Here is a 23,870-nt window from a genome sequence, read left to right on the forward strand (position 1 = left end):
AAAATAGCGATTTGAATTTTTATCACTCAAATAATACAAAAGCAGCCCATTTTTCTGGGTTGTTTTTGTATGTATTAGACATGGTTAATTGGGTGTTTCTAAAGGCTTCTCTGATGTCTTGCCCATTAGACCAATTAGTATAAAAATGTACCATAAATTCAGAAGTTTCCTTGTCTGGTACTTCCCAAAGGCTCATGATAATAACATCTACACCAGCCATTTTAAATGCACGCTGTAAGCCATACACACCTTCACTACCATCAATATCACCTAAAGCGGTTTCACAAGCAGATAAAACAACTAATTCCGTGTTTCTTAAATCTAGATGCGAAATTTCATCCGCGGTTAATACACCATCAACGCCAGATGTTAAAGCCTTCATACCTTCATTTGCGTTGCTGAGCAAAATACCAGTGCGTTTCAGTGGATTTTGAGCAACAGTAAAATGCTTACCAAACTTTGAAGTACTGTTTCCAATTTCGTTATAAAATCCATGCGTAGCTATATGAAGTATTGAAGGTGATTTACCAGATAGACTCCAAAAGAATTCTTCAGTTGCGTTTTTACCTGAATAGATTTTAGCGGCTGGAATTATTTCTTTGATTTTGTTTACTTCTTTCAGTGTGCCCGGTAAAAAACTGTAGCCTTTATTATCATCGTTGTCTTGGGAACCATTATAATCAATACCTCCAAAACAGAGCATACTATTAAAGTCGAATAATTTTTCTTGCTTATCAATTAGTGAATTCATATTTGATATTTGATGAAGTGTATATTTATTAATAAGCATTTCACCATCTGAATCTTGTAAGGTAGCTAGAGGTATTTTGTTTAAAAGACCATCGAATGAGAAGTATATTGTGTCTGAATTTGATATGACATCTTTTATTGGTTTCCACAAAAACTCATATAGGTGTTTACCTCCAATTGAAGTGCTATTGCCTGAAGAGCCGCGAATATCGTATGACAGATTTTGAACCGTACTCAATTTGGTTAATTCTTCGAGTCGACTTTCAGGACCTAGATAAACGATATTCGGATTAGATTTTTTTTCTGAATATACATATGCTATGTATACATTTTCATTCTCAAAGTTTTTAACTCTTGTATAGTCTATGTAGACACTATTGGAGTTGAGATTGATAGATTTGTAATCGGGTACAACTATTAGATTTTCACCAAAAGTTTTAAAATAGAAATCGATTAGCGCAGCATAACCTTCCTGAATTCTGCTTTCAACACTGTTAATATTAATTTTAGACTCATTGATTATTTTCTTTTGTTCATCTTCCCAATCAACACGCTCTGCAAAGTCTATTAATTGCTTACGATATTCAAATATTGAAGAGTATTTAAGTAAAATATTATTTAACCCTAAAATCTTTTTATCTAGCTCTTTATCATTAAGACTCCATAGCTTCTCAAAAATAGAGTTCATGGTATTCAGCCTAAGGTTTTTAACGGTGGATGCAGCGCGTATTGCTTTTTGGTTTAGTTCTGCATCAGATTGATTTAAAACATAATTTAAATACTGTATCTGACCAAGTAAATCAAAAGCGTCATTTTGGAGTTTATAATCTTTACTAGAAGTAGCCTTATAGCGAATTTCGTTTTCGAGTTCTTTTAAATAATAGGTATATGCTTTTGAGTAATATTGTACAGCAGTCTCATAACTTTCTTCTTGTGCTAATAACTGAGCGTACTCTGACACAACATAGCAATAGTCACTTTTATCCTCTTCATTTTCAAGTTCTTTTAAAGACTTTTCTAAATTTTCTTTACGATTATTTCCTTCAGAATCTTGTAATTCTTGGATGTAAAGTTCTACATTTTTGTATTCCTTTGTATCCGTTAAGTTTTCTTCTTCTAATTCTGTTTTGTAAGCATTTAATAATGCAAATCCTTCATCTGACTTACCAAGTATTATTAGCGTTAAAGATTTTACTGATATTACAGATTCTTTGTCGAGTAAATTAGTTGAATTGGAGTTAAAATAATCTAATGCTAAGTCTGCATAGCGTATGGCTTGTTCATGGTTTTTAGAGTTCATGTGTATCCAAGCAATAGTAGCATTTAAATAACCATATTCTTTTGGTAACGCATTTATAGTTTCTTGATTCTTGAGAAGTAAGTTTATATTTTTATCTACATCATTATTATCTATATAAAAGTTAGATAATAAGATGAAAAAATCCACATATTCTGATTTATATAAGTCTAAGGATTGGCAATATTCTATAGCCGAAATTAAATGGTTTTTATAAATGTTTGTTTTTGTTTTATCATCTTTGATAAGAGACACATAATCGACTAGTACTTTTAAATAATCTTCATTTACTAATTTTAATGACTCATAAGCCTCAATCTCTTTTTCAAAAACTCTTTGTTTAGCGTTTTTTAGCTCTCTTTCATTTAAGAGGCTTAGGTAGTTATTTCTTGTTACAATATAATCTGGGATACCAACGCTTTTATTAATTAAATAATAATTTATGGCATTTTCACCATACAGTTTAGCAAGTTTTAAATTATTAATAGAATAATTGTAACCCATGAGTTCGTTATACATCCAAGCGGTTCTTAAGCTAAAATCACCATACTTAGCTGTATATAACTCAATTAATGTGTCTGAGTAGCTATTAACTCTAGCATTGTCTCTCAACTCATAGCTTGCAAGAAAAGCCTGCTCTAATAGTTTTTCTTTTTGTGCGGAGTTATTATCTATTGAAATTGCTTTTTCATAAGCAGACAGCGCTGATTCATAGTCTTTATTATTGAAATAAATATTACCATATAGAATAGCTGTATTGTGATATTCTGATTTAAAATGACTTAAATTGTTAGTTTCTATAGTTTCCCATTTTTCAAAAAAGTAAAGTGCGTTTTCATAATAATGATTTATAGATTCTATCAACGCTAAATCTTTGTAAATTCTATAGTCGGTATATACTTCATTTTCATTAGTAGCTAGATTAAAAATAGTCGCATAATACTTCGATAGTAGTGATTCTTCTGCATTGGTGTTATCCGAAAATTTTTGTTTTAATTCTTCTCTTAGAATAGCATTGTCTTGATAGACATCATTGACATATTCTAAGAACATTGTGTCTATATTTTTACCAGAATTACTTTTGAGTAATTTGGAAGAATTTTCCAGTCTATCTACCGTTATTATTACACTTGGATTGTTGTTTGTGGATAATTCAAATGCTTTATTGTATTGGTCAATTGCAGAGACGTAATTTTTTGCATTGTGTAAGCTATCACCAATTTTAATAATGTCTTTCCATTGCTTATAATTATTACCCTCTTGGCACCAACTTAAAGCAAAGTTGAGTAATAGAATAGTTGCGAAAATAGAGTTCTTCATTATTTAATATTCACTCAAACAACACAAAAGCAGCCCATTTTTCTGGGTTATTTTTGTATGTATTAGACATCGTTAATTGGGTGTTTCTAAAAGCGGTTCTAATGTCTTGTCCGCCTAACCAATTACTGTAAAAGGCTTTCATAAACTCGGCTGTTTCGGTATCTGGTACTTCCCAAAGGCTCATGATAATAACATCTACACCAGCCATTTTAAACGCGCGTTGCAAACCATATACACCTTCACTACCATCGATATCTCCAAGTCCAGTTTCGCAAGCAGAAAGCACTACTAAATCTGTATTAGATAAGTCCAGATTAGAGATTTCTAAAGCGGTAAGGATACCGTCATCTTCACTATTAGGATTTTCGCCTTTTGTCCATGCCTCATTTGCACCAGCAAAAATTAAGCCTGAGCGCAACAATGGGTCTTCTGAAACTTTATAAGCATTTTGATTATTAGTAGCTAATGTTGATGATTCTGCTGTTTTAGGATTTTCAAAAAAGAAACCATGAGTTGCAATATGGATAGTACTTGGGCTATTTCCACTTAGGTTTTTAAAGGCAGTTTCAGTTGCCTTTTTTGAGGTCAAAGTAGTACTGGTTTTATTACTGTTTTTAAATAAGCCTTCAATACTTGTAATTTCTTTTAGGGTTCCAGGTAAATAATTCCATTTGCTATCCATACTTCGCGTACCTGAAACAGATTTAAGCATTGATAAATTTGGAGTATCATTTGAAGTAACTGAATTCCCCGATTCGGTATAATCATAGTTAACACCACCAATAAATAAGGTGTTATCATTATTTGGTTTACCAGTTGTCTCAGTAAGGCTATAAGTGCTACTGAGCTGAATCAAATTATACTGACTTGCCAAAATAGGCTTCTCTTCGGTGTCTAAAGCTGCAAACGGTATTTGGTTTAACAATCCTGTAGGAGAGAAGTATACAGTTTCTATACCATCCAAATAAGGTTCAATTGGTGACCAAATTAACTCATATAATTCTTCAGTATCTGTTGTTGTATTGCCTTGAGAACCTCTTGTTTTGTAGAGCGTATTTGGTGTTTGGTTTTTTAAAAGTTGCTTGAGTTCTTCCTCACCAGATAATCCAATGACTTTTGGCTTTTCCCAATCCTTATGAATAATATAAGCCGCGTATTTAATCTCCTCAGTTAAAAGATTATCAACTCTTATTTTATATGTGTCAAATTCAACAGCAACTTCTCTTTCTTTAAGATTTGATTTAATTGTTTTCCAGTCTTTATCAAAGTTTAGGTTACTATTTGTGAACTTTTCACTGTAAATTTTAACTAGCTCAACCTCAAGATTATTAATGGACTGCTTCAGTTCTTTTGTTAAGCTGTTATTCTTTGAGTTATTTATAGAAGTTGTTTTAGTGAGTTTATTATTAAGTAATCTGTATTGACTGATCTTACTATTTGTTTCAGGTTCATTTAATTTTGAAAGTTCTGCAAAAAGATCTTTTGTGCTGTTAAGCAACAGTCCTTTCAATAGGTAATGATTGTTTAAGCTTATATCAAAAAGAGAATCATTCGCAAATTTAGGGTTTAGACTAAAATTATTAAACCATTGATTTGAGATACTAAAATTATTTATAAATGCTCTTTTTTCAGACTCACTTCTATAGGTAAATACATCTTTAAGTTGTTTAAGTACGCTTTCATTAAACTGTTGATATATTAAGACTGCTTTTTTGTTATTCCCCAATATTTCATTACATAATGCATAATTGAACAAGAAATTACTGTAAGCATCACTATTGCCACCTATAGTTTCTAGCAGAGGTTTTTCTATTTCTTCATATATTATCAATGCTTCCTCATATTTTTGATCACTTAAATATGCATTAGCCATTTGGAGTTTTGCCGTATTATATGGAAAGCTTTCTTTTCCGAAATTAACTTCAAAATTTTGTAATACAATGTCAAGGTATTTATAAGCTTCATCATACTTTTTAATTGCGACAAAAACTTCAACATAATTAGTGAGTAGTTGTCCGTATGCTTTATGTCCATTTTTTAGACTTGCTTGAAACGATTTAAATGCAATGTCATAACATTCAAGGGCTTTCTCATATTCAAAATTATTATGATATACTAAACCTAGATTTTGAGCAATAGTGCCATACTCCATATGTGTTTCTCCGACTGATTCTTTTAGAACGTCTAAGCCTTTTTTAGTGAATTCCAAAGCTTCTTGATTTTGACCTAATCCTTGTAAAACTAGACCTTTACCGGCTAAAGCTACCCCTAATCCCAGTGTAGGCTGTGATGTTCTATTTTTGTATATTCCTATTGCTTCTTCGTATGCCTCTAAAGCCTTCTTTCTTTGTCTTGTTGTTATATAAAATCTACCAAGGTTAGCAAGTTGAGTTGCATAAAGTTGCCAGTTGGTTGTAGCATCTTTTTCAAAGATCTTAAGGGCTTGATTGAAGTACTTTTCTGCTCCGAAATAATCTCCAATTTCAGTTAGTACATTACCATAATTCATTTGAGCTAAAGCATATTCCGAACTATTTATTCCGAACATTTTTTCGTTTTCAACCAATACAGTTTGTTGAATATCTTTTGCTTTACCAAATGCACCAAGACTTAAATGTACAAGAGCTAAGTTGTTTTTTAAATTAAGGAGATTGTTAATATTGAATAGATTCTCCTCAAGTTTTTCGATAATACTGATACTTTTAAGATAGTTATCGAGGGCATTTTTATAATCACCAGTGTTATAATAATAAAGACCGATTGAATTGAGTGTTAGCGCATAATCTATACTCTCAGTATTATTCATGTCCTCATAGCTAGCTTTGGATTTTTTAAAGTGATTAATCGCATTTTTGTAATCTTCTACACTCATGTAGTAATTTGCTAAATCATTTTCATGTCTAGCTTGCACCTCATAATCAATTTTCGAAAAATTTTGTAGCTTTTGTGATACGTCTTTTAAAATGGCTAAACCTTCGTTGTACTTTCCTTTTTTTTCTAAGGAAATGGCGTAATTGTTTGCTAAAACTTGATACAAAACGAAATGGTCTGCAGTTTGATATTTTTTAAGCTCTAAAATAGCTGGCGTTAGTTTTATAACCTTATCAAAATTATTAAGATGATATTCTGATATTACAATTTGAGCTTTCATCAAGTCAAGATCTACATCCTCGTCATTATCTAATAGTGATTTTAATTGCTCTGCTTTGTCAAGGTATTTTTTAGCATTTTTAAAGTTTTTCTGATTGTAAAAATCGTAGCCTAAATAGTAGCATGAATACGCGTAGAAATTACTACTTGTATCATTTAATTTTTTAAGTAAAGTCTCTACTTCAATGAGGTGCTTTATAAAATTATCCTTATCTCCTAAGTGCTTATAGTTAAAAGCTAAAACAAATAAATTTTGAGCATAAATTAAATGTTCCTTACCATAGCTTTCTTCAAGACTATTAACTAAATCAATTCTATAGTTTAAGGCTATTTGTAGATCTATATTTGAATAAGCGTATCCTAAATCTTCCCATATGGCTTCTCTATAAGTGTATTTTAATTTTTCATTGTTGTTTACTAGACCTAATACTTGTTCTAGCAGTGCCGCGCTAGTTTTATAATCTTCAGTTTTGAAATAACTCATCGCGAGGTTGTAGTAGTTTTCTACAGGGTAAGTTATTGTAGTGTCATCAGTTGAAAAATCAATTAACTCAATATATTTCAGAGCCTCTTGAAAGTGAGGAATAGCAGATGTATAGTCATTAGCATTGTAAAAGCCCATGCCTTTATTATAGCTTTCTAGCCAATAATCATACGCATTTTTCTCTTGAGTTATGGCGACAAACCAAGAGGTTGTAAATACAATACAAACAAATAACTTTTTCATGAGTATTCGTTTTAATAGGGTACACCAAATATTGAGAACGCTGCCCAATATTTTGGGTCATCATTAACGTTGTTTTTATAATTCAAAATGGCACGTCTTAGTGCTTCATGTGGCATAAGTTCTTTAGCGGTTTCTAATTCATTAAAGAAAAATTTCATCATGGTAGCAGTTTCGCTATCACTAATATTCCATAAACTCATTAACACATGTTGTGCGCCTGCAATCTGAAATGCTCTTGCCAAGCCAATAATACCACCTTGATGCGACTTACCAAGACCTGTTTGGCATGCACTCAATACAACGAGGTCTGCTTTTAGTTTACAAGTATGTCTTGTGTTCATGATTTCTCTCAATGAGAGATATGATGTTTCGGTATTATTATCTGCTAATACCAAAAAACTATGATCCATTGGTTGCTCGGAATTTGAGATACCGTGCGTTGCAAAATAGAGTAGGTCGTATTTACAGATACTATCTAATACATTTTCTTTTGTAGCTATCTTACCGCTTAATCTGTTGTATGCTTTTGGTTTAGATTTTTCTAAAACATAATTTACCTCTTGCTCAGCTCCTGGTAGGTCTGGAAAGTCCCATTTTAGGTTGTTAGGATATTCTGGGTTGGCCACAAATAATGCGTTGTCCCATTGGTAATTTACAAAGTTATTATCATCGTATCTATGCTCGTTCTTATCGCTTGAAAGCAGTAATTCGAATAAGTTTGGAGCGATTGAGTAGCTCATTTTATCAATGAGATATAGAGCTTCATCCGTAAATAAGTCCTTGATTTTAAAAGCACCAAAAGGTAAAGTTGCAATATTAAAAGTTGGTACAATGATAAGGTGATCAAATATGGATAACTCTAAACTATTTGGTAATAAGATTTCATTTAATATAGTGTATGACGCCTCTCCATCACTGGTATTACTATTGCCTTCTGCACCTCGTAATTTAGGTGCCCGATTTAAAAAGTTTGATGAAAATAAATAGTTGGCATTATTGACGTGGTTTTGTAAAAGGCTTGCATCAATTTGTACTTCATGCTCATTGTATTGCGCTTTGCCAAACCGTTTTGAAAACAAACTTATCTTTAAGGTGTTTTCATAGTAGGTATATACCAAAATCCCTACGTTTTTTAGGGTGTATTTTGCGAGTACTTTTTGTAGAAGTCTATCATCAAAATTATCTGTGGTTATCCAATCTTGTGGCGCGCCCCTGTAATCGTATAAAGCTCTAATATCTTTTTGGTGCTTTTTAATTAGGCTATCAATCTCAGGTGTATTAAAGAGGACATCATTGTTTTGTGCAAGAACATTTAAATGACAACAAAAGATAATTGATATGGCTACTATTACAGACCTCATAACTTATTATTAATTGACTGTTGGTATTAGAAAGTCTCCTGTAACTTCATGTTTACCAAATTTTTTGAGTATAGGTAGAGTTGCATTACCTCTCACGTACGAAAAGATTTTACCAGGAGATATAAATTTTTCTTCTTCTTCTAATGCTTTTATCAACTTATCTGCGAATGGTGAATGGTCACGGCTGTCATCCCAAAAATCTGGAACTTCATCTGCCCCAGAGGCCAGTATTACTCTAGAATGATAATTGTTCATGTCAGAAATAAACCTATCTATGCCATTATCAAACTTAGTATTGACATAATTTTCGGGTGCTAAGTTTTTTTCGTTTAGTTCCAAATTTCCTCCATAACAAATATCGAAAATTGAAAATACATGTTTTGAAGGTAAAGCATCAAGAATTTGCGTGACTCTGCCTAGTGATAAATAACTTTTTAGTCGTGTGTCTTCATTTAAAGATTCACTATCCCTAAATACCAAATGCCCATAATTATATTCATCTTTATGTCCATGACCTGCAACAAAGAAAATCACTTTATCACTGGTATTTATTTTTTGTTTAAGTAAATCGAAGGTGTCTAAAAATTCATCTTGACTTTTATTATATACTTTGATAACTTCAAATCCATATTTTAGTTTTAAGATATTTGAAATACTTTCTGCATCATTAATTGGGTTCTTAAGATAAGACCAATCACTTTGGTTTTTGTTATACTCGTTTGTTGCTAAAACAAGGGCGTATTTTTTATTAGTGTTTTCATTATCTACGTTATTTTCTTTGTCTTGAGATATTCCATTGGAGCCACGAAATTTAGAATTATTACTTCTGGATGCCATTTTAAGTTGAATATCTCTGAAATCTTTTTCGTGATAAATTTTTGTGTAATCAGAATCTAATAATCCACAATAATCAAGAGATGTATTTAATTTAAGTTCAAATTTTTTGTAATTGGTTATCATTTGGGTTATGTCATCTAATCTTAAAATGCTATGCATGAGTCGTCCATTACTAATGGTTTCAGTATTACATTTTCCGCCCTCAAACCCTATACCTGTTGTGGTTAAAATAGTTCTCTCTCTTTCGGTTAATGCCATTATTCTTGGATTTGACTCAAACAAATTAAACATAAGGTTAAGACCAAATGCTTTGCCTGTTCCAGCTTCTGATATAACATATTGATTTTTGCATGGAATTTGTTCCATTAAAAGTGAGAGTTCTTTTAGTGAAAAAATGTGTTTAACAAATTCGGGCTTTTCTTCAAATTGTTCCGTTATTAACGGAAAGTTTGATTCTAAGTATGGGAATAAAAATGTGTTATTTTTTGAAGATTCAGCAGATATACCGCTGAAATTAAAAATAAAGGAGTCATTGGTTGTGGCTTTTGAAATTACGGTTTTAAATGCATTTCTGATGTTTGTTAGAGTTGCATCTTTGTCTAACAGGACGATAGGAATTATACTTTTTATTCTATACTTCTCACTCTTTTTTAGCTTTCTTAACGAATCTATTTTTTTCTCTGAAATTAATTTTTTTACGAGAGCTTCATTTTTTTTATGGTCAGCTGTGAGCTTATTAGCAAATTCAGTCGCATCTTTTTTACAATACTGAAGATTAAAACCAAATGCCGTATTAATATCAATACCAACAGATATTACGTACAAATCTCCTGCAGCTATGGCTTTGTTTTTTGCACCAAAGTCCTCGGATGATGTAAATAAAAATGGGAGTAATAGTGTTAAAAGTAAGCTTTGTAGTTTCATGGCCTTACTCTTTTCGTTTTAAAAATATAAATTCACCACCTTCGTGATTAGCATTTCTGATAACTCCATATTGTGGAATATTATCAGTATTTGCCAACACCACTTCTTGGATAGTACTAAACAAATCACTAGCCTTTAGGTGTATGGCATTATTCTCTTTGAGTGTTTTAAGTAGGTATTTTATAAATACGCTCTCGTCTGGTACAGGTTTGTCCAAACCGCTTGTCATGGCATTACGCGCATTTTTATTTAAAAGCTTTTCTACAGCTTTTGTTGATGTTTCAGAGGTTACATCTCTATTAAATTCAAAAATCGAGCCACTAAAGCAAGCATCACTAATAAGCAAGGTGTGTTTTGTTTTAATGTTAGTGATGTAATCTTTAATATCTAGATTAGACATCCATGAACTTTTACTGTCTAACTCTGCATCAGAAGGCAACCAATAGCCGCGTTTAAAATCTGAGTCATATACACCATGTCCGGCATAGAATATTAGTAAATGGTCTTTGCTAGAGCTTATTTCGTAAAGTTGATGCAATGCATCAAAAATTTCTTTACGTGTTGGATCTTTTAAAAATGTAACATTAGAGGCACTAAACGCATAATTATTTACTAACACGTCTTTAAATTCTTCGGCGTCTTTAATAGGGAATTTTAAATCGCTAATGTTATCATCCTCATAGTTTTGTTCTGCTATGACTAATGCTCTATATGTATATTGAGATACAACATCTTTTTTCTCAGGGATAGGTTGAGCACCTCTTGTGGCTCCATTTCTACCAAGATTATTGGTTAAGTTTTGTACTTGTTTTTTGAGTGTGTTTATTTCTTTTTCGAGTTTCGAAATTTTAGCACGCATTGTTTTATTTTCACCTTCAAGAAAAGCTACTTTTTCAGCATCAGAAAGTTTTGCATAGTATCTAGCACGTTTTTCAGCTTCACGTCTTTTTCTATTGGTAGATTTTTTTTGAGTCGACGCAATTTGAGCTTTCTTTTTAGCATTTTGTTCGGCTAAAATTCTATCTCTTTTCGCCATTTTTTTTAAAGTTTCTAAAGTCTTATAGGCATATTGTTTGGCGGCTTCTTCGTTTCCAAGTGCTTTATGTAAGGCAGTTATCTCTTTAAGCTTATCAATATGGGCATTACTTAATTCGCCATTAACTGATTTAATATCTTCAAGCTCAGAAATAGCGGATTCCAGTTGCGGAGTAGTCTTTGGTTTGTATATGTCAACAGCAGTATTATAAGGCATTTTGCCGTTGTCATCAACAATGTTATAGTCGAACTCATACGTATACATCTCTGTATACGAATCTTCGATGTACTCTAAAGAGCTACTATCTTCGTTTTTGATGATTGGATTAAAGTTTATTGGTTCTGGTGATGCAAAACCTTTGAGTGTTAGGGTTTCATAAGGTGGTGCAAACTGAAAAAAACAACTCTCGAAAGTGACCGTTTTCTTCGGAGGAATTTGACGCTCATTACCCAATAAAGCACAGTTAACATTTGGGATAAACCCTGTTAACTCACCTTTAGTATTGATTTCTACAACACTAAAGTATATGGGACTATCAGAATGATTTGTGACTTCTAAAATCGCAGCAGAATCACTAGTGTTAAAATTGAAAATTCCATCAGTTTCTATTGCATCAGTTCTTGGTGTAATTTTTAGAGTCTCCTCATCATAACGAACAGGTAATAGTCTGAAACTAAACTTATAGTCTTCATTTTTTAGTTTTAAATTTTTAATTCTATACCCATATGCATATTGGTTCATTTTATCCTCCAATATGCTTAAGACTTTATCAGGTTTTGAATTATCAATTTTGAAAATAACACGATTATCAGGCACTTGCGTAATAAGATAATTAGTGCCGTCAAAAGATAAATCGAGATTGCTTTTAGTCTTATCATTAACGGTAAAGCCTAATCCTTTTAGAGACATAAATTTTTCAACGTCTTGTTTAAGATTTATGTTATTAAATGAAGTGTCAAAATTGACTTTGACGTCAACCGAATTATATGATGGAGCAGGCGCTGGCGGCGGTAAATCCTGAGCTATACTGGTGTAAAAGCTCAATAATAACAATATTCTCAGTAGCCTTTTCATATTATTTATCCTTTACGATCTCATAGACAAACTCCGTAGAATAACCTTCAACATTCGAGGTGTCAGATTCTCCAGTATTTCCACGTGTTTTAGTATAGGTCTGCCCAACAAAACGTTCTAATGGGTTGGTATTGGTATTGCCTCGTGTTTTTACTGTAGGTGCAAAATTAATAGGCTGAGATGTTGCGAAGCCTTTAAGAATTAAAGTCTCATATGGAGGTCCAAAGGTATATCTACATGTAGTGATAATTTTGGTTTGTCCAGGCATTAGTTTTAATTCTTGGGCATTAGGATTACAGCCACCACCTACATTTGGATTTGGCATAAATGCTGCGATTTCACCTTTAGAGTTAATTTCTATAATACTGAAATACAACGGCTGGTCGCTTTTATTGGTGACTTCTAATCTAGCAGCTTGCTTTAAAGCATCATTTCTTTTTGACGCTTGTACCTGAAATTTACCTGCTTCATTAGTATAAGCACCTTCTTCTAACATTTCAATTTCATCAATATCGCTATCATATTCTGCAGGTAGTAGTCTAAACTCAAACTCATAATCCAAATTATCTAAGGTTAATTGTTTTAGATAACTACCTTGTGCGTAATTAAAGATGGTTTCTTCAATTTGTTTTAAATTATAATTACCATCAATACGGGTTTGTGTATAAATGGAATTTCCACCATTAGCTGTTAATACAGATAGTTCTGTATTGTCTTTTTCGGATATAATTATGTCTGCCTCAGTGTCTTCTTTTACGATGCTTCCAAAACTGTTGGTCTCTAAGAATGATTCAATATTATCCTTGACACTTTTAGTCTTAACCGATTTTTCAAAAAATACATTCAAAGAAATATCACCATAACTAGGCTTATCTACAAATACCCAGTAGGCTTTATCATTTTTGTCTGGTAAAGCTTTATCTAATTTAATTAAGGCATCATTATAGTTGGCTTTAGTAATTTTACCTGAAGCGATAATTAAGTCTTGTGTTACTTTGCTCGTGCCTGCTGGCAAAACATGTACTGTAGTTTCTTTAAATAAACGCTGAAGCTTACCGCCATTGATTTTTATAATATCTGGTCTTGCCACTCTATTGACAGAGAAATAAGGTTGTTGCTTTACATATTCGCCTTTAAATATTTTGTAGTTAACATCACCTTCAATTGTTGGGTTTTGTTTAGGTGAAATGACATTCATATTGGCAGCAATTGATGAGAATAGCCTGCTGTATGTAAAGTCCGTACCTAATTGATTCATAGCTTTAGCAAATGCAAAACTCAATGAGCCATATCCTTCGTATTCGTAGTTAAGCTCATCTGCGGATGCGCCCGAGAACATTACAAATGGTGAAGCATCATCCGACAGATTTACTTTTTCTACTAAACCACTTCCAGGTGTGTTTCGGTTAGAACTTGGCGTCCAATCTGGTGGTGCAAATGTACCTTGACCACCTCGCGCTTTGCCACCACGAGAAGCAGATCCAGAGTGACAACTATCTAATAGCATTAGTAATTGCCCATCTTTACCAATAGCATTTCTATAATTAGCAATGATATTGCCAAGCTCGTCATCTCTGATATGATTTTCACCTTTGTAATTAGATGTATATCTCACAAGAGCGTCATAAGGTACAAGTGCTTCGTCTTTATCATCGATTTCGTCACCATTATTATCGAAAATTTGTTGTCCATGACCCGAGTAGTGAATCACAACAATATCGCCTGGTTTAAGTTTTTCCTGTAAAGCTTCAAAAGCGTTTAAAATGCCTAGTCGTGTCGCTTCGGCATCTTTTAATATTATAATATTTTCATCTTTAAAATCATGCTTTAAAAGTGCGCCTTTAATTAAAGGGACATCGTTAACTGAAGATATTTTAGACCAGCCTGTTTTTGGCTGATAGTCACCAACCGCAACAATTAGCCCGTACTTTTCAGCAAAAGTGCTTAACGAAAATGTAAGGCATAATAAAAGAAGTATAATTCGTTTCATGATATTTTAATTTAAATCAAACAGGCTAAACGAAATACCAAAATAGTAACCAAAATCATATACGTTTTTGGTAAATGAATCGATATCGTTAAATGAGGTCGTGTCACCAATATTGGCACCATTTGTTAATTGCCTTACTGGTCCATAAGCTAGACCACCAGATAAGGACAATCTACTTTTACTACCGAAGAATAACGATGGGCCAAATAAGAAATTAACACCATTAATTTGATCATCTCCAGATATTGGGATAGATAAACCAAAGCTTCCGCCAATATTAAAGTTTTCTCCTATAAAAGGATAAAAATTAATCATTGTACTTAGGTTAGGTACAAAATAATCATTTTGATCAGCTCCAATTACACCATTTTGGTCGATAAAAAAGTCTTGAGAATTATCGCCAAAATTATTCAGTGTAAAAGCAACACTTGTGTTGATTTTAAAACCACCTTTTGAGTATAGCTTAATATGTCTGGTTTTTAACGTATTTGCTTCATCATCATTTTCGATTTGTGTAGAAAACTCACTCTGAACAAACTTCAATTCAATATCAACCTTATCAGCAGAGATTTCATAGTCGTATGTTTGCTCAAAATTTGAAGCTTCTAGCAGGGTGTAAAGAGATTTAAGCTCGTTTAAGCTTTGTAAACTCTGATTAGTTGACGAATTTAAGTCATTCATCAAGCGTTGCAGATTATTAAGAGCAATGTTTCTTGAAACTAATTCGCCTCTAGATACGGTTTGCTCTGTAGCAATATTGCTTTCAATATCTTTAGACATAATGTCTATATTACTCTCAAGCTCTGCCTTACTATCCTTAATGGACTTCTCTACTTTAGTGATATATCTATAAAAATTATCCTTTGCACTAGGAAGTCTTACATCTTGCTCGGCATCGGCAGTATTTACAAGGTTTTCTATAATTTGTTCCTTGTCCAGATTTGGATTTAATAAGTTAGAAATAAATGTTGTTTTTAAAGCCGAAACATTTGTAAGCGTATTATTTAAATCTTCAAAACTCGAACTAGCATTTGCACTACCTCTTGAAGCACCTTCGGACTTAAACATTCCTGTTTCAGGCAAATTAGAGGTGTTGAGGTTAAGCTGGTCGCCAGTAAACGAGTTTAAACCACCTAATAAAGAACTAAAATTGAATCCTTGTCCTTTGCTAATCAAATCTTCTTCCTTAACATCCGTTTTTACTTGAACGGCGAAAGGATTTACATTTTGAAGTTTTAGCTCAACCTGACTATTGCGTTTTAATTTAGGGTTTTCTAACGTGTCAATAACCGTATTCGTTTTGTCTATGAGTAAGTAGTTCACTTTTTCTGTTTGGTAATCGTACTCAACTCTGTAATGCTTCTGAGCCTGTAATAGTGAAGTACTTATTAATACAATAGCAAAAAATGAGACTGTAGTTTTCAATAGTTTTGATTTCATAATTGATAAATAATAATTTTGAAAGGCTTTATTTCTTAACCTTCCAATAAATTTTGTCTTTAAGTTTTGTAAGGTAGAGATGTTTTCTGTTGATGGCACGTTTACCCGATTTTATAATATCGAATATATCTGCTATAATTGAGTTTGTATCTGCAAAGTATGAATGACTTAATAGGCTAGTATCAATACCAGTGGCGTCGATGGTTTCTACGCCGTCAATAAGTACTAATTTTTCTCCAGCATCACCTGCACGCGCATTACCATGTATTAATTTGGATGCTTTTAATGCTAAATCATCAGAATTTACATAAAGCGTAATTGGTTTTTCTGTGGAACTAACCATTTTAGGAGCAATATTGTTTTTAAAGACATCTGCATCTATATCTGGTGCTGCTAATATGATTTCTTTAATATTAGCTTTGAGATTCGGATTCTCATTCATGACATCGACTATTGCTTTAGTCAATCCGCGATTACCCATACTATGTGCTACTAAATAGATGTCATCAGCACCAGATTTAGATAAATAATCTTCTAAGAATAATTTTATGTTTTTTTGAGACCATTTTATGTTTTTTTCATCTCTTCCGTATCTAAATGTTGAGGCTTGAGATGGCCAACTGTAAAAGACAGGTTTACCTTCAAATTTTAAGTCATAAGAGATTTGTGCTGTTCGTTTTGCTGCTTCTTGGAAAGACGTATTATAACCATGTACAAATAAAAATGAACTCTTTTTATCTGACCTTCTTATATCTTCTGCAAGCTTTTTAAAGAATTTAGTTCTATCCAGTAGTTTTACCTTTTGAAGCATCAAATGTTTTGATGGGTCTTCAGAAAATTCAAACTTCCATATCGACGGACTTTCTATCTCGCCAACTCTATGGTCGTGAGGTATACTCACCTCTACAATACCATATTTAAGTGAGGAACGTTTAACCCCAAAGCGCTTGTTTAGAGTGGTGTTTTTGGTATCATTACGATCAGTACCAAAATAGACATCAAGAGTCACATAATCTGGACTTTTGGTATCACCTCTATCGTTATCATCGGTAACTGAAACACGTTGCAAACAAATTGTAATAGTTTCATTACTAACTGTTCCGCCTACTGAATAGCGTATTAAAATAATTAAATTATTTCCAGAATCGAATCCATTATTGGTTAACAACCAAAATTTAAAATCGAAAGCATTAAACGCTTCAATTGCATTAAAATTTTGAACATTGCCATTAACCGAAACATTTATATCTAAATCATTTATTGAAACATCTTCATCAAGAACTACTAATTGAAATTTTGAGTAATCGCTTGTGTTGGTTAAACAATTTTCTTGATTAAAGCTATTGTCACTTATTCCAAAAACTGCTTGGTTTTGACTCCAACATACAGTGCAATTGAATATTGCAAAAAATAGTATGTAAAAAGATGTTTTCATGATATACTGCTTCAATTAGTACTAACGTCTTTTCTTTTTACGTTGCTTTTTAAGATACTTTCTTAAACTCTTATACCCAGCTTTTTTAGCTATAATTTCTGGGCGTTTACCGTCATTATTCTTAGCTCCAGCATATAGACCGTTATCTATTAAAAGTTTACAAAGGTTATAATTACCTGTTCTAGCAGCTTCGTGCAATAATGTATTGCCGTAGCTATCTTTTACAGATGTGTCGGCACCGTTTGCAATAAGTATAGCAGCTATTTCATATCGGTCATTACTTACAGCACGTTGTAATAAAGTTTGTGAAGCATTAATGCCTGCATCAGCTAATATATCATTAGAAAGCAATAACTCTATTGCTTTTATGTTTCTTGAGCTGTAGGCCATGTCTAATAATTCTCTGGCTAGGTCATCTGAAATATCTTTTTCAGCAGAAACTTTAAGTATTTTGCCAAGCGCATCAAGATTATTATTTTTTAGTGCTACTTTTTCTAATCTCGGTGCGGATGTATTATATTTTCCATTAAATATCCATTGGTAAATGCTCCAGCTATCAAAACGATCACTCAGATTATTTTCTATGGCGTATTCTATATTTTCATAAACGGCAGTAATTAAGGCATGGCTTGGTACTGCTGTGATTTTATGTGATTGGCAACCAGCAGTGTATTTTACTTGATCCCATTGTACTGTTTTTACACAATTACATGATGCATCGTAGATATAATCACCGGTATAACCAGCGCTACTATATTTTACTGCACCTCGTACAAGAATACCTTCAATAAATCCGTTTTGGTCAAACACTGGACCACCTGAGTTACCAGGGAAAGAATCTATATCACTTTTAAACCATTTACTTGGTGAGTTGTCAATTACTACTGCATCCGTAGCAAATTTTAGTGGTAAACCTGTTGGGCAACCAATAGTGTTAATTGCACCACCTTCTAACACTTTTCCGCTAGTTCTAAATCTATAAGGCGCTCTATCAGATTTGCGTTTAAGCCTCAAAACAGCGTAATCATCATCTGATGTGTTTTCTATATACTCTGAAGTGATAATACTCTCAACTTCAAAGATGTTTTCTTTTTTAAATTGTAGTTTTCTATTATTTACAAATTCAGACTCGCTGGTATAATCAAACACCCAAACAAATTGGTTTGCATCTTCCATTGAATTAATACAATGACCAGCGGTAACTAAGATGTCTGGAGCAATTAAAAATCCTGTACAAGAGCCAATAGCAGGTTGGTCTAAAAATCGCACATCATCAGCAAAGTTCGATGTTCCAAATTGCCTAGTCAGTTTTTCTCTCAACGACCAAGAGTAAAACTCGTCTTCGTAAATGTTTTGTTTTGAGATCATAACAGCAGTAGCTCTTACAAAGTCTTCGTAGCCTTCTGCATCTTTTACTTCTACACGACCGTCTTTACCAAAGACGCCTCTTGAAACCTTTGAACCGGGTTCTGCAAATGGGTATTCTATTTCGGTATTTTGCGAGAAATTAAATGCACAAACTAATAGTGCACTTAATAAAAGTGTAAGTTTTTTCATGTTGCAAGTTTGTTAATAGCGCACTAAAGTTAAAATTTTTAAGTCAGAATCCTTTAAAATTAGCAACTTAATAATGCGTAATTGATTAATATTTCGATTGATAAAAATTTGATTTTAGACCCAAACTATATCAAATAGCTTTTCTAAAATCGAATAGAAAAAATCAATTTCCTTGCCAAAATAAAATTATGTAATGTTCTTAGAGTTAGTAATTTAAAGGTAATCCCTTTAGAAATAAGGGTTTGAATCAGTTGATAATTTTTTTTGAAAATATCGCTAATCTAAGGATTGCATGGTAACATATGCACGCCAAGCTATGATAACAAGTTGAAGTTTTGAAGCCTTAGAGATATCTAATTGTCTCTTAGTAAATGATGGTAGAATTATCTTGTTTAAACCTGCCAAAAACTTAAAGATTCCTTTTTTCATGATTCTATTAATATTCGAATATAATCAAAAAAAGAAAACTTAGCTTTTGCTAAGTTTTTAGATTGATTGATTTGATTGATTGGTCTTAAATTGAGAAAATAATTTCTACAATTACCTTTACAATTGTTAGCATGTTTTTAAGTTTTTAAAAGTTAATAATTTCTACTATTTCTTGATTGAGTTTTCAATATATATAGCGAGTATATCTTCCTCCAAAAAGTTTTGGATAAATCTGTGAATTTGAATATTAATATATAAGTAAAAAAATCAATTAACTATTTAAATTGTGTGACTTCTCTACAATGAAGTTTTAATTTGTAATTATAATTATCTATTTATGTTATAAATATTAATAATTGTAGGGGTATTTTGGATGTGTTTTTTAAATCGTAGAGGGAAATTTGCCAAAAAACACCAATTTTTGAGGTTTTCATCTTTTAGAAGCAACAATTACTAAAACTAGATTATCAACTATTTATAAAATTTTATAATCTATAAATTAACATTTTGAAGGATGTTTTAACTGTATATTTGCAAAAAAACCCCAATGCGTATTTTAGTTTATTTATTAATTTCATTTTTTACGTTTTCAAGCTATTCTCAAGTTTTGGTTATTAATGAGATTGATGCAAACGACCCAAGTGTAGATGATGAAGAATTTATTGAGATTAAATCTCAGACAGCTAATTTTTCTACAGATGGGTACATTCTTGTTTTTTTTAATGGAAATGATACTTCTGTTGGTAATAATTTAAGTTACCTGACTCTGGATTTAGATGGTTTAGTTACAGACAGTAATGGTTTGTTAGTTTTAGGAAATAGAAATGTATCACCATTTCCTCAGATACTTTTAAATGATGGATTATTTCAGAATGGTCCTGATGGTGTGGCCATATACCAAACATCACCAAGCAATTTTCCAGGAGATACACCAGCAACTACTAGTTTTAATTTAATAGATGCGTTGGTGTATGATACAGGAAGTAATAGTGCAGTTGATCAAGATCTATTGGATGCACTTGGAGAAACCACACAGTATTTTGAAGGCTCAAATACAACCCGTTCTATACAAAGGCAAAGTGACGGTACTTATGTGTCGGCCACACCAACTCCAAGACAATTAAACGATGGTTCAGGTATAGTTTTTAATCCAATAGAAATTTCGACTACCGCTACCGAGTTTAATGAAGGTGAAGCATTTACAATTACATTTACTGCTCAGCAAAATGTTACTTCTGATGTGACTTTTAATATCTCGCTATCAAGCGGAACTTTTACAGTGGGTGATTTTACAGGATCTACAAATGTTACTATACCAAATGGTCAAAGTACTGCGAGTACAATTATTACATTAACAGACGATGTAGATGATGAAGGTGATGAAGAATTGGAAATTCAGTTTTTAGATTTGGTAGAACCTATAGTTGCGTCTAATAACTTTATTATAATAAGAGTTGTAGATAACGATTTTTCGGTTGCACCATGGAATTTACCAACAGAAGAAAATCTGGGTATTGTACAAAGTACTGAACCAGCAGGTTATTATGATAGTTTAATAGGAAAATCAGGCAATGATTTAAGGCAAGCTATCCAAGATATTATAGCGGATGAAAATGTTGTTAGGACGCATAGCTATGCCGATGTTATTGATATTTTAAAAGAGGCGGACCAAAATCCTGAAAACAGTAATCAAGTTTGGTTGGTATACACCGAAGAAGGACGCTCAAAATTAGATTTACAAACTTCAAGTTTTAGTGCTGGAAAATGGAATAGAGAACATACGTTTCCCAGATCAAGAGCCGGATATGATGATTGGGAAGATTTTGATGACTTTGCTACGGGTATAAATACGTTTATTTCTACCAATGCAGATTCTTTACGTCATGGCAATTCTGATGCTCATGCATTAAGAGCAGCAGATGCTTCAGAGAATAGTAGAAGAAGTAATAGACATTACAGTAATAACTTTGACTCGGATGAATACAATGGATCTGTGGGCACATTAGGAAGTTTTAAGGGTGATGTAGCTAGAGGTGTTTTGTATTTAGATTTACGTTATAATGGACTTCAAATTGTTGATGGTTTTCCGAGTTCTTCACCAACAGGTAATCTTGGCGATTTAGCAACACTTTTACAATGGCATGCAAATGATGCTCCGGATGATTATGAAATGAATCGTAATAACGTCATATACAACTGGCAACGTAATAGAAATCCACTAATAGACTTACCAGATTTAGTAGATTATATTTGGGGAAGTCGAGTAGGAGAAGTGTGGAATGGTGCTTTAAGTACTGAAGATAGAGAAATTAATAATTTAAGTCTTTACCCTAATCCTACTGCAGGTAAATTATATATTAACGGAGCAAATGTAGTAGACGTTGAAGCATATTCTATAGATGGTAAACTTCTAAAACGTTTTGATAGAATAGAAAATTACATTGATTTAGATTTGGCTTCAGGATTATATCTTATAAAATTGATTAGTGATAATAGCGCAATTGTTAGAAGAGTAGTCATAGAATAATTGAGTAAGAAACTATAATGATATTAAAAAAGCCAAACTGTAATACTCAGTTTGGCTTTTTCCGTTTTGATTGATTGATGAAATTTAAGTTTAGTTTTTCTTAGTCTTTATAATAACAACACCATCTTTACCTTTTTTACCATACTTTTTAATAGCACTTTCGTCTTTTAAAACGGTAACTGATTCTATATTTTTAGGGTTCATTTTAGTGAACTCTTTTTTAGAAACTTCTTTACCATCTAGTATAAATAAAGGGTCTTTACCTTCATCAGTTGATATAAAGATATTTTCGTCGTCACTATCGTTTTTTAAAACAATTACGTTGTTATCGTCGTCGTCATTTACCCAAATTTTTTCTACTACAATATCTTTGTTCTTATCATCTATTTTCACGCGTTTTCCGTTTACAATAATAATTTCCTCTTCATTTTCGCCATCATCTTCTACTATGATTTCAACCTCTGCATCATCTCCTGAGATCACTTCAACATTCTTAGAACGCTTTATTCTCTTAACTTTTCCTTTCTTTCCTTTCTTTCCTTTTTTACCTCTTATTACAATTTTTGTGTCATGCTCATGCTCACCTTCATCATCAGATATTACAAATACATTACTTTCACTACCTGATTTATGAATCTTATACTTGCCTCCTTTGTGTGTTTCGTAAACAAATGCGTTACCTACATGCTTACTATGACCATTACCAATAGATATAGAGTTATTCTCATTATCGAAGACGATTTTTACGGAATCAATACCTTCATCATCAGAATCTACACTATAACTGCTACTTGAGTTTTTTGATTTAGCTTCAATTTTTATAGCGGTGATTTCGCCATTATCATTGCGTTTTACGCCTTTAAATTTTACACTTAGGCCTTCTTTTTGTAAGTCTGCTTTAATCTTTTCTAACTCAGAGTCTGAAGTATTTTTATCAATTACTGTAATTGATACGTCTTTTTTAGTCTTAGCAACGTTGTTACTTGTTTTTATTTGAGCTTTAGAAATTGCTTTATTCGTCGTTTTAGTTTTAATCGTCTTTGGTTTTTCTTCCGGCTTGTCTTCATTTTCAGCTACAATTTCCTCATAAAATGTATTTAAGTGTATTGGAGTTTCAATCTTTGGAGTTGCATTCGAATCTTCTATGCTTTCAGCTTCAACAAATATCTTTTTTGTATTAAAGCTCATTAGAAACAACCCTAATACAGGAATAACTAATATATATTTCCAAGCGTTTAATTTTCTAGATTTCGATTTGTGTAACATAATTATTCTTTTTTTGATTTGTGAATTATAAAAATTATTTGTGATTAAAAATTTGTGTTTAGGTACGCTAGATTTAAGTAATACGAGCTGATAGCTTTTATGGCAATCGGAAAAATGTTGCGCCTTTTTATCAGCAATAAATTCAAGATTCTGTTCTAAATCTCTTTTGTACAGCCATGAAATAGGGTTAAACCAAAAAATAACACATGCAATATGGGCAATTATGATGTCTATTGAATGTAAGTCTTTAGCATGTGCTTTTTCATGATTTATAATATGATTTAATTCTTCTTCAGAATATTTTGAAGGGTTAAAAACAATCCAGTTAAAGAAAGAAAATGGAGGTATATCATCTTCGGTTTCGATAAAGTTTAAAGAATCATTTTTATAATATCTGTACTTACTAAATAGCAATTTAAGTGAACTTAACTCTAATAAAAACTTTGTAGAAAATACGATAACACCTAAACCATATATTATTGATATTAACTGTGTCCAATCAAAACTCGAAACTGAAGTTGGCGTATTAACAGTAACTGCAGAGTTTAATATTGGTACATATTCTGAACTATTGGGTGTGTATTCTACATAAATAGGAATTACAATAAACGGAACTACAACAGATAAGAATAATCCTAGGAGTAAGTATAGCCTATTCGATTGAAAAAAGGTTTCTCTTTGTAAAAAAGCTCTATAGGATATATAGAATATTAATAATACAGCCGATGATTTAATTAAGTACTCCATAAT

At 32.2% G+C, this 23,870-nt stretch carries 12 protein-coding genes; 1 reads left to right on the plus strand and 11 read right to left on the minus strand.

From position 1 onward, the window contains the following. Positions 1-22 precede the first annotated feature (22 nt). The 10 genes from ED556_RS04645 to ED556_RS04690 form a co-directional block, all read right to left on the minus strand. A complete protein-coding gene (locus ED556_RS04645; RefSeq protein WP_296319929.1) occupies positions 23-3,367 on the minus strand; it encodes a CHAT domain-containing protein in 3,345 nt (1,114 codons plus the stop codon). Positions 3,368-3,377: 10 nt separating this feature from the next. Next, a complete protein-coding gene (locus tag ED556_RS04650; RefSeq protein ID WP_296319932.1) occupies positions 3,378-7,244 on the minus strand; it encodes a CHAT domain-containing protein in 3,867 nt (1,288 codons plus the stop codon). 11 nt (positions 7,245-7,255) lie between these two features. Then, entirely contained in the window at positions 7,256-8,605 is a 1,350-nt protein-coding gene (locus ED556_RS04655; protein WP_296319934.1) for a CHAT domain-containing protein, read from the minus strand. A 9-nt stretch (positions 8,606-8,614) separates the two neighbouring features. Beyond that, on the minus strand, positions 8,615-10,366 hold the full coding sequence (locus ED556_RS04660) for a caspase family protein (protein ID WP_296319938.1): 1,752 nt from the start codon (positions 10,364-10,366) through the stop codon (positions 8,615-8,617). Positions 10,367-10,370: 4 nt separating this feature from the next. Then, positions 10,371-12,476 (minus strand): caspase family protein, encoded by a 2,106-nt coding sequence (locus ED556_RS04665; RefSeq protein WP_296319942.1) that lies wholly within the window; start codon positions 12,474-12,476, stop codon positions 10,371-10,373. A gap of 1 nt (position 12,477) precedes the next feature. Continuing rightward, positions 12,478-14,466, minus strand: a complete 1,989-nt coding sequence (locus ED556_RS04670) for a caspase family protein (protein ID WP_296319945.1) — start codon at positions 14,464-14,466, stop codon at positions 12,478-12,480. A 6-nt stretch (positions 14,467-14,472) separates the two neighbouring features. Beyond that, entirely contained in the window at positions 14,473-15,906 is a 1,434-nt protein-coding gene (locus tag ED556_RS04675; protein ID WP_296319948.1) for a hypothetical protein, read from the minus strand. Between the two features lie 28 nt (positions 15,907-15,934). Next, on the minus strand, positions 15,935-17,341 hold the full coding sequence (locus ED556_RS04680) for an alpha/beta hydrolase (RefSeq protein WP_296319951.1): 1,407 nt from the start codon (positions 17,339-17,341) through the stop codon (positions 15,935-15,937). 21 nt (positions 17,342-17,362) lie between these two features. Continuing rightward, a complete protein-coding gene (locus ED556_RS04685; RefSeq protein ID WP_296319954.1) occupies positions 17,363-18,898 on the minus strand; it encodes a trypsin-like peptidase domain-containing protein in 1,536 nt (511 codons plus the stop codon). A 276-nt stretch (positions 18,899-19,174) separates the two neighbouring features. Further along, entirely contained in the window at positions 19,175-19,327 is a 153-nt protein-coding gene (locus tag ED556_RS04690) for an SsrA-binding protein (RefSeq protein ID WP_296319957.1), read from the minus strand. A 547-nt stretch (positions 19,328-19,874) separates the two neighbouring features. On the opposite strand from ED556_RS04690, the gene ED556_RS04695 reads away from it, so the two are divergent. Next, positions 19,875-21,854: an endonuclease gene (locus ED556_RS04695; RefSeq protein ID WP_296319960.1), complete on the plus strand. Its 1,980-nt coding sequence runs from the start codon at positions 19,875-19,877 to the stop codon at positions 21,852-21,854. Between the two features lie 90 nt (positions 21,855-21,944). On the opposite strand, the gene ED556_RS04700 is transcribed toward ED556_RS04695, so the two are convergent. Next, complete coding sequence (locus ED556_RS04700; protein ID WP_296319963.1) at positions 21,945-23,867, minus strand: M56 family metallopeptidase; 1,923 nt, start codon at positions 23,865-23,867, stop codon at positions 21,945-21,947. Positions 23,868-23,870 lie beyond the last annotated feature (3 nt).

It is taken from the genome of Winogradskyella sp., assembly GCF_003712105.1.
GTDB lineage: Bacteria > Bacteroidota > Bacteroidia > Flavobacteriales > Flavobacteriaceae > Winogradskyella.